The organism is Planktothrix sp. FACHB-1355, from assembly GCF_014748295.1.
Lineage (GTDB): Bacteria > Cyanobacteriota > Cyanobacteriia > Cyanobacteriales > Aerosakkonemataceae > Aerosakkonema > Aerosakkonema funiforme_A.
Genome location: NZ_JACJUP010000007.1, coordinates 21,919 through 31,685 on the forward strand (window position 1 = coordinate 21,919; position 9,767 = coordinate 31,685).

8 protein-coding genes are annotated in these 9,767 nt (G+C 42.4%); all 8 read right to left on the reverse strand.

The annotated features are described in order from the left end of the window. Positions 1-17: 17 nt before the first annotated feature. On the reverse strand, positions 18-1,706 hold the full coding sequence (locus H6S82_RS01345; protein ID WP_190462477.1) for a hypothetical protein: 1,689 nt from the start codon (positions 1,704-1,706) through the stop codon (positions 18-20). Next, a complete protein-coding gene (locus tag H6S82_RS01350; protein ID WP_190462476.1) occupies positions 1,693-4,941 on the reverse strand; it encodes an AAA domain-containing protein in 3,249 nt (1,082 codons plus the stop codon). Before H6S82_RS01350 ends, H6S82_RS01345 begins: the two co-directional genes overlap by 14 nt. Next, a complete protein-coding gene (locus H6S82_RS01355) occupies positions 4,938-6,329 on the reverse strand; it encodes a hypothetical protein (protein WP_190462473.1) in 1,392 nt (463 codons plus the stop codon). The genes H6S82_RS01350 and H6S82_RS01355 overlap by 4 nt, the downstream gene beginning before the upstream one ends. Before the next feature lie 14 nt (positions 6,330-6,343). Continuing rightward, the gene (locus H6S82_RS01360; protein WP_190462472.1) at positions 6,344-6,964 is read right to left on the reverse strand and encodes a VWA domain-containing protein; all 621 of its coding nucleotides are present in this window, start codon (positions 6,962-6,964) and stop codon (positions 6,344-6,346) included. Between the two features lie 477 nt (positions 6,965-7,441). Further along, positions 7,442-7,882, reverse strand: a complete 441-nt coding sequence (locus tag H6S82_RS01365; protein ID WP_191055950.1) for a hypothetical protein — start codon at positions 7,880-7,882, stop codon at positions 7,442-7,444. A gap of 247 nt (positions 7,883-8,129) precedes the next feature. Next, positions 8,130-8,597: a single-stranded DNA-binding protein gene (ssb, locus tag H6S82_RS01370; protein ID WP_322111848.1), complete on the reverse strand. Its 468-nt coding sequence runs from the start codon at positions 8,595-8,597 to the stop codon at positions 8,130-8,132. 39 nt (positions 8,598-8,636) lie between these two features. Continuing rightward, complete coding sequence (locus tag H6S82_RS01375; protein WP_190462468.1) at positions 8,637-8,927, reverse strand: hypothetical protein; 291 nt, start codon at positions 8,925-8,927, stop codon at positions 8,637-8,639. 107 nt (positions 8,928-9,034) lie between these two features. Further along, positions 9,035-9,767 (reverse strand): hypothetical protein (locus H6S82_RS01380; RefSeq protein ID WP_206756841.1); only part of this gene is annotated, 733 nt, incomplete at its 5' end.

The following is a 9,767-nucleotide window of genomic DNA, read 5'->3' on the forward strand; positions in this document are numbered from 1 at the left end:
TGTACCTCTTAGTATAATTAGCTAATTGTCAAGCGCCACGCTTGAAGAACTAAACGGACAATTTGATACATCTTTTCGACTAAATCCTCAACCAAAATGATTGGCTCGTTGTGACTTCCGCCTGCATGAGCGCCGAACTGGTTGCGATTTTGAGCGATTCGATCTGCATCTAACAAAAAAGTAGGATTTTCTGCTAGTAGATATTCAAGAATTCGTCTATGTAAGCTAGATTTTCGACTGGCTGACAACAAAAATGTAGCCACATAAGGACGTAAGGAATCTTTACCGCCATTAATAACATTACGAATCGCCCCCATTTTTGTACATATAATTCGCTCTGGAATCTCGTTTATTCCACAAGCTTGAACTGTATCTGTCAGACATTGTTTAAAAGTATACCCCCGTTTATATGCTTCCCAAATATTATTAGGAATTGAATCAAGTTGTAGTAAAGATATCATCAACTGTTCTAAAACTCTTTGGATTCGGGTAATGGTGGTATCTACCTCATCAAATCCACGTTCCAAAAGCAATCGCGACTGTTCTACCCGTTCGATTTCTTCCCAAACTCGATGCCATAAACGATTGGGAGGTTGTCCAATTTCCAAAGCTACTTTATTGTAAACTTGGCGTGCTACAGTAACAGGCTCAAGATGGGGAGGTTGCTTAAGCTTCCAGATTTCACGGCTATGAGATTGTAAATGTTCTACAAGTTTTTTGCCCTCTTCACATTGAGATGCGGCGAAGTTTAGCAAACGCACCCAACGCAAACCATCCGGAAGTCCAAAGGGACAACGGAGAGAGAACAAACCATGATAAGAGCCTTCAATTGTACAGGAAACTAACAAGTAGAAACGTTGCGATCGCTGGCTCAGAATACGCACTCGAAATTTTTCTAATTGTTCCGCTTGTTTGTCCTTCTTAGGCACTAGATTATCTAGTTCACTAATATCAGTAAATTCGCAGATATCGGCTTGGGTATTATCCGGGTCGTTAATTGATCGATCGATCTGAATTCGTTTGAGCAAACGACGATAAGTTTCTATTGCCGATATAACATTAGAAGCATTAAGAGGGGCTAACTTTTGTCGTATCCAAGGAAGTTGAAAAGCTTCGGTAATTTCTGAGCGTTGGGGGTCGGCGAAACGGAAATTTTCTGTATAAAAATATGGAAGTAATTCTCCGGCTGTCGCTTCTTGAAAAATCCAACCGTAGTTTGTTCTTTCCTCCTCTACTTCACCTTCCTGGCTGAGAATTTTCTTCCCTGTTTCTGTCAAACGACCATTGCTATCAAGATAATTTTGCTCCTTCAACTGCATCATCACATTCCACAGACAATCTTTGTGCTGTCCCATTAATTTAGCTTGGTCTTGATGGCGTATAACTCCAGCACGACCTAAACGTAGGGAAGTCAGTTGTAGGAAATCTAGCTGCCTAGTTATTATTTGAGGAGCAGCAATTCTCCATCCATAAACAGGCCATAAAATAAAAATAGTCTTTCGATTCTGATTCTCAGCTTCTTCTTTTTGCTGAGTGAATCTGAGAATTCCCACACCTTGCTCTAGCCTAGTGTTAGATTCTCCACCGGATAGATGATTGCTAGGTAAAGGTATGAGGTTATCGGGGATGAATTCATCCTCAAAAAGTAACTCATCGTCGTCAAATTCAAGGGGCATATTGTTATCTTCGCGTTTAGATATCTGCATACCCTTCCTCACTGCTACAGAGATCGATAAAAGCTTTTAGTGGCTCAGACCAAGGTGTACCATCAGGACGCATCCCAGCAACACAAGCGGCATCTCCTACTCCAATCAAGACACATCGAGCGCGACTGAATGCAACACAAAGCCGATTCGGTAATGCGGTAAAACCAAGGCGTTGTTCAACAGATTCGTTCTGATTACTACGAACTGTGGAGAGATATACGACATCATACTCGCGTCCTTGAAAAGCATCGACAGTTCCAACTCGTACTCGTCGTTGTAAATGGTCAGGTAAACCGTCACGCGGATTGGCGATCGCCTCTTTGAGTGCTTCTTCTTGAGCAGAGTAAAATGCAATTACTCCCACCATTCCAGCAGGTTGGCTTGGATCGAAGTCAGGATATTTTTCCTCAATTCGAGGTAAAATGTGGCGAAGTTCAGCCACGATACAGCTAACTTCAGCAGGTCTTTCCCAACTAGATTTTCCAGCCCGATTTTCACCTCCTTCATTAGCTGGAACATCTAACCAAACAACAGGTTTTTGATTGTAAGCACCTGTGTAATTCGGTCGTGCTTCTGGTTTGACGAAGCTTGAATTAATGGGGCTTTCTGTATAAAAGCGATCGCTGACAAATTTCCCAATCGTAGGGTGCATCCGAAACTGATCTGTCAATTGAGCCGTCCGCTCAATCCCGTCTATTACTGTTTGTTGAGGAAGGGATGCCCAGAGCCTTTCAAACAAACTCTTTCCATAAACTTCCCGTAGCTTCTCATCACCTTCTTTAGCTAAACTCTGCTCAATTTCTCGCTCCAACACATGGGGAAGTTGTTTGTGATCGCCAACTAGGATAATTCGTCGTCCTTTGACCATTGGTATGAGTAAATCTAGGGGATTTGCTCTTGCTGCTTCATCTACTATAACCAAAGTGAAGGTTCGATTATCCATTCCTAACCATTTTGAGTCTGCTTGTCCGCAACTGGTTGCTTGGATTGGTGCATATTTCCGAATAACTTCTCTAACATAATTTGGATCTTCCTCTAAATCTCGCACAAATAGTTCGAGTGCTTCTTGTATTCCTTCTTCGCTTTGGGCGCGAACTACCTCGATTTCCTCAATAGCTGCTAGAAGGCATTGTTCTATTTCCACATCAGAAATATCCTGTTCAGCAATGGCTTGAGTGACAGGAATTTCCAGCAATTGTTGGCGAATGCCGATGCAGGCACTCTGTAAAGATAACCAAGGTTCCGAATAAGTTGTATTTTCTGCGTTCCAAGATACTGCCACTTCTACCGCTTCAATAATATCCGGTGAAAGGTTATCCAAATAAGGCTCTAAGAAACGTCGCAGTCGTCGAGCTTGCCGATTTCCATCGTCTTTAAAACTTTCTTCTGTGGTACATTGCTGATTAAGTCGTCGCTCTAGTTCATCTCTATCATCAGGATCTTCAATTATTGGCTGACTTTGTTTTTGAATGACTGGGGCAGTACTCGCAAGGCGATCGAGTTCAGAAATTCGCTGAACTGATAAAAAGCGTTCTGCTGCATTGCGAAAAGCTAAAAGAATTTCATGGGTTCCTTCACGTCCTCCTGCTGAGGTGCGCCAATGGGAAAGGTAGCCTTTGAGTCGGTCAATCAATACCAGAGTTGGAGATGGTTCGGTGGAGAGGTGAGAACGGACTTCTTGGATAACTTGATTTCTCCAAGCTTGAATCATTTCAGAGCCTCGGTCTTCCCCTTTTTTGCCCCCTAGTCTGTCTACTGGAAGTCCAGCAATACTCATACTAGCGATCGCATTATCCACTGCTTCATGTTGGAGACTCGTCACTAAAACTGTTTCCAGCACTTCACCTGTATCTCGCCCCTCATTGAGCATCGTCAGCAACGCCTGAATGACTCTCGTCTTTCCGGTTCCAGGTGGCCCTTGAATCAGTGCAATATCTGGCGTACTTAGTGCAATTCTTAATGCTTTTTCCTGAGCGGGTGTTGGCCCAGTTTCACCAAAAATTTTGCGTGCAGCTTTAGTTAGTTGCTTTCTTTGACGAGGAATTGCTCTGTTAAATGGTTTGCCTTCCAGAATTAGACCCAAATAAGGAAGGCCAGAGCGAGCTGTTTCTAAAGTAGTTAGTGCTTTTTCACGCTTCTGAATTCGAGATTGTTCAAGAGCCATTGAGGGAGAAATTTCTCCAGTTTTGGGGGGTTCTTGTTCGCCTTCCCAAACCAAAGTAAGGCGATGAGTTTTATGGTCATACCCTATTAATAATGCTTCAGGCATACTTGCGTTATCTTGTATGGTTACAGGAAGCCCATCGCCTGAAATATGTTTGAGCCAAGGCGTTATGTTCGCAGAGCGTTCTAAGTCAAAAGTTAGTAAATTTCTACTGTTATCTTCACCTATAAAAGTTGGTCTACCTTGGTATGGTAAAGGAGACAACAGGCCAAAACGCTCTTTTAAAATGCGATTTTCTTCAGTATTATACCGCTTCCAACTGGCTATCCAGCTATCATTTTCCTGAACAACTTTACTCAAAGCAGAAATAGCTGCCGATCGCATTTTGCTAGCAACAGTTTGGTCGCAAAATTCTAACGGTTGGCGCATTAAATAAATAGCGCGATCGCTCAAGTTACGCCCTTGCCGTTTCATTGCTTCCGTTACAAGCTGCCCATCTTCTTGAGGAGTTAAATTGAGCGACCAAGATTTCCCTAATACAGAAAAACCCTTTTGAAACTCAGGATCTTTGGCACCTGATGTTACAAACCAATAGCCTAATTTATCAAGAATGAATTCTTCTTCTAAGCGGCGCTTGCTATCGTTAAAATTTTTCACATTGCGCCAATTACGCATGACAACTGTTTCAATAAATTCATCAGTGAGAGCAACTTGTAACTGAACTGGAATCTCAGAGTTAGGTACATTAAAGGAACGCCCTTCAATTTCAATGTGCTTGTCTGTTGCTTTCATAATGCAGCCGACAATCAGAGTATGTCCTGATTCCAGTTCTGAAAGCAGAATTTTAGCATCGGTCGAATCTGGTTCAAGTTCAACGATTGTTTCAGAGTCACGATCGTTAGCGACTTGAAAACATAGAGTATCTTCGTCTATTCGCTGTAATTCAACAATCTTATCTTCCCATTGTTTCTCCCAGTTTTTTCCATTCCCTAGCTTAAAACTACCAACAATTCGCCGCGCTAAGAAACGCCCACTTACCAGTTTGCCGAATTTGAGGTCGAATAATTTCATAATTGGCCTCCCCTAGACGGATTTCGCACTTTTGCTCTAATGCCTGAAGGAAAGACAATCAATGTTTTATCAAATAGCCAGACAATTTCACCAGGAGGGCAAGACAATGACTGATCCCTAGCATCTTTTGTGTACCAAGTATCTTGGCTTAAATTTTTTAGTGCATAGCCATTACTATTCCGTGGAATACCAAACTGTGCAACGTAGCCCGTAGTTTCGATATCGTTATCTACTAAACGCTTAGGAAGCATTTTTTGTCTTTTATCTAATACAAACCGATGTGATTTTTTGATTCTTTTAAGTTCCTTGATTTCATCTTCATCCAAGTCATCAATAGACGGATCTGAATCAAAGAAGCCAAGTTCGATAGGGCGATCGCTTTTTTCACCACACCAGTCACAAACAAGTGAAGCTCCCCGGATATCTGGTAAATAGGAAGTAGCATTACATTTTGAGCAAAGTGCTGTTTGATCGGCAGCTTCTTCTAATGCACTTAACCATTCTTCGGGAGAAGGTCGCGCCCAAGGGTCTAATACACCCGATTCAAACGCCTGGATGCAAAGTTTTTGCAGTCTCCGAGTTAACACCTTGCTCCTTGGTAAACCAGGACTGGAGGATTTAGAATAATTATCTTGGGAATAAATAAAGGGAAGCTCACCCCGCAGAGCAATTTCCTCAAGTTCTGGCTCACCGTAGATTACTTCATCGCTAAAAAAGGGATGGTTTAGCACTAATAGGTAAAAAATTGCTACTGCCAAAGACCAGCGATCTGAGGCATGATTGGGAAAACGAGACTCTTTTAAAAGTTCTGGAGCAATAAACTGTTCTGTCCCTATAACTTCCGCTAAGGAGGTTCCCGGAATAATTAAGTTATCAGGGTCGATGAGTTTAATAGATGTTGTCGTTGGGTCTGATGGAACAAGAACGTTTTGCCAGGATAAATCCACGTAACATAAACCATTACGGTGAATTTGCTCAAAGGTTCTGGCTAACTCGCCGCAAATTCTTAAACGGCGACGTAACCCACCTGTTGAGGCGTGCCAGTTGGGGTTGCGATCGTGTGGATGTGGATAAACTAAGTTAGAGAGGGGGATGGAATCTTGAACTCGATCCATTACATAGCCTAAATACGGCTCATTTAAAACAGCGCGAGGCAATACTAAGGAATTTATGTCTAACTTCCGTCGTGTTAGCAGGCGAAGTTGTTTGCGAGTTTCATCGGTATGTCTAGATTGGGGTGGTCGGCAAACTTTTACTAGAATACTGGCATCCTCAGTAGTAAATACGGCTCCTTGTCTACCTTCATTTAGCTGCTCAATTAGCCTGTAACGTCGCCCTTCGAGATCTCGAACAATTTCACCCGGTTTTGGAAAAGAGAATTTGGTCACTTTTACCCCTCCACTTAAAATTCTAAATCGTCATCATTAAGCAAGTGAAGCGGTAAATTGCCAGAAGAATTGGGATTTCTAGCTGTTGAACGTGCCATCACTGACATAGTGACGAAGCGAAAGAAGTCCATCAACTTAAGCACCTCTGTCGCACGCACAACTGGAATTTCTGGATGGTTAACGAAAGTTTTAAGTACATCAAAGTCGCAATCATCACCAATACCAACAGCTAGACGAACGGCACGTCCTCCGCGATCGGAATCTAATAGATTTTGGAGCGGTTCCTCCCAATCATCATTCGGCTGACCATCACTAACCAGAACTATACTAGGCAGATAAGAACGTTTCGGCATCTGCTGCTCATCTTCCAGTAGCTGAAGAGCAATTTTGAAGGCGGCTCCCATAGATGTTGTGCCGCTGGCAGTTAAAGTAGGTAGATGAACGTCTTCTACAGGAGTCAAAGGGAGAAGTAGCTGAGCGTTACTGGCGAATGTAATGATGCTAGTGTGTAGATGACTGCGAGTATCGTGTAAATCCTTGAATTTTTGGTGCATTTCAGCCAGTGCAGTATGGAGGGTATCAATCTTCTCGCCCTCCATGCTGGTACTGACATCTGCCAGTACAATAATTGGCAATGGTCGTCTCTGTGGTAGGAAATCGTTAGGGTTGACTTGCATATTCAAATAGACATTTTTGGGCAGCTATGGCCTCACTGTTCCTTGCATCACAAGGATGGGATTGCTCTTCTACTTTAGGGTTCCCAGTAACTCCCGCAAAATCACTAGACTTAACCTGAAAGTTGAGTGCTTGTTAGTCCCCCTTTGGCCCAATGGAAAATTTTCCATTGTTCTTAAGCGCTCACCACTGTCAGCAACTCCTCAAACAGCGGATCGCCAAAGCTCATCTACCCCATTGAGGGCATTTGATCAAATTTTTGCACAAACTTGCGATGATTTGGAAAATGTAAATATAACGGAAGTTAAGGGAAACTTAAGAGCGCGATGCAAACCCTGCATGATTTGTTACCAATAATCAGCCATCCTATTATTTATGAAAGAGGGAACAGGGAAAACTGTTCCCTCTTCCCTGTTTTGACAAACGCAGTAAAACCGCTAGAACGGAATTTCGCTATACTCTGCGGTAGCTTTACCGTTACTAGCGACAGGAATAGGTACTGAAATATTTGCTCCTACACCAGCAACAGCCCCCACAGGTGCAGCAGGAACTACTGGAATAACCGGAGTATACCCAGAAGTAGGCTGTCCCCCAACCACAACAGTTCGTTCCACAGTCAACAGCATTTGATGATTGGGATTAGTATCATTGGGCTTGAAAATATTGAGTCGCCCAGATACAACATGGACAGCGCCAACACCCCCATTATTGAGAGCAACAGCAGCTTCCCCATAAGCTTGAAACCGTAGTGGACGTACCTTGTATCCAGAGCGATCGTAATATTTAAACGAACATTGTCCAGAAACATTCAAAGTTCCATCTTGAGTGTGAGAAGCTTGCAGAGAATCAATCCGAACTCTTAATTGTGCGTTATTCATGGTATTTTCCCATTATTGGTTCAAAAAATCAAGCGCTTCTGCGCCATAAGAAATATCCCGACACCATAAAAGTGCCGGAATATTATAGTAAGCGTTCAGCTATCAGCAGTCAGCAGTCAGCTAATTCGACTTTTAGCGCTAATCTCTCTTTATTTTGCCCCTAAGAAGAGACAGTCAATTCCCGACCGAAGCTTCCTCGCTGATACCTGAAGGCTGAACGCTTACATATTATAGAAATGCCATTCGCTTAGAAATCGCTTTGCTCTGAATTAGTTTGGTCAGATGAATTAGGAGAATTAGCCAGAGAGTTAGAATTAGGATTAGAGCCAAGTAATTCCAGATTATTAGCCCGAATAACAGGCTTAACTCGCTGTTGACCAGTAACTTGGTCAGTCCATTCATCAAACTTCAATTCACCCTGAATACCGATTAAGCTGCCCTTATCAGTGTAATTAGCAGCCACTTCCGCGATATTACCCCAAATTTCCACCGCAAACCAATCAGGCTCCGAATCTTTCTTGCTAGTGCGACGGTTAACAGCCAAAGAAAGCTTTGTCAGGACAGCGCCACTCTCAAAATACTGAGTTTCTGGCTTCTGACCAACTCGACCAACAAGATTGATAATATTGAGGTTATCAGACATATTAATTTCCCCAGTAATGCTCTTTTTGACAGCGCGACAGCGCCACTTTAAAATGAGTTGAGAAGTTACCATCAATCTCCGTTAGATGCGTTAGATTGATGGTAATATTTATTAAGCAGCCGTCTTAGCTCTGTACTCTTGGATACGCTCAAAAGTCTCGTTAGCTCGCCGACCAATTTCATTAAGAGTCAGCAGTTGACAAGCCAATTCCAAAAGCTCTTGATTATCAGCTTCAGCCAAAGTTTGATAAACTTGACTACGAACCAACTTAGCATCGTGAGCTTCAGTAGTCGAATCCGCTACTGCTTGCCAATAGCGCCTATTCTCTGCTAATTCAACTACTTGAGACAAAAGCTTCTTACGATTAATGCGAATTCCAAGTGAACCAAGTGAAATAGACATTAGGAGTCTCCAAACTTTTCAGAATTTAAGATGCGTCAGCAAAAAAATACCTCTGACAACCAAGGAGTTGTCAGAAATATGATAAATTCAACATTTTTCTACCAAATCTACAGATTATCGAGGGGAACTTTGTTAGCTAAAGCAGCAGCCAATTCGTGATGTTCTAACTTAGTTCGACCTTCAATTCCATATTTGTTGGCTAACTTTTTGAGCTTGGTTTTACTCAGTTCCAAAAGTTGCTGTTCTGTAGCTAGATTTGGGATATCCATCGAAGTTTTCTCAATCGATTCCACAAGCTCTAATGCGCTTTCTCCAGACTCAACAAATTTTTCAGAATCTTCCACAGATTCAGCTATTTCAGGCGCAGAACCTTCTATTAAGTTATCCATTGAATTTGGTTCAGATGACTCCACAATATCAACAGATTCTCTCGGAGTAATTCCCACAAGTTCATCCAGCGAAATTTCTCCAGTTACCTCCACAGACTCAGTGGTATTATCCACCTCTGTTAGTTGAGTTTCTGCAAGCAGAAGCTCTGTTTCAGAATGGCTCACTTCCTGACGTTCTACAAATTCTATATTTGAGGTAAACTCAGAAGTTTCCCGTGCAATGTTGCTGACCTGTGTTAGTGTAGGACTACTTAAATCAGCCTTACAATTCTCCTGAAAATTAGCACCAGATTCTAGGATGGATAAAGCCTTGTCAGGCAATTGAGAGAAAACGATCGTAGCGTCTTGTTTGTGGATAGAAGAACGAAACTTAGCACCAGCTTGTCTTAGTTGAGAAGCCAAAGTATTAAAATTGTCGATCGGAACTTTATGAGTAGGTAAAAGAGTTGGA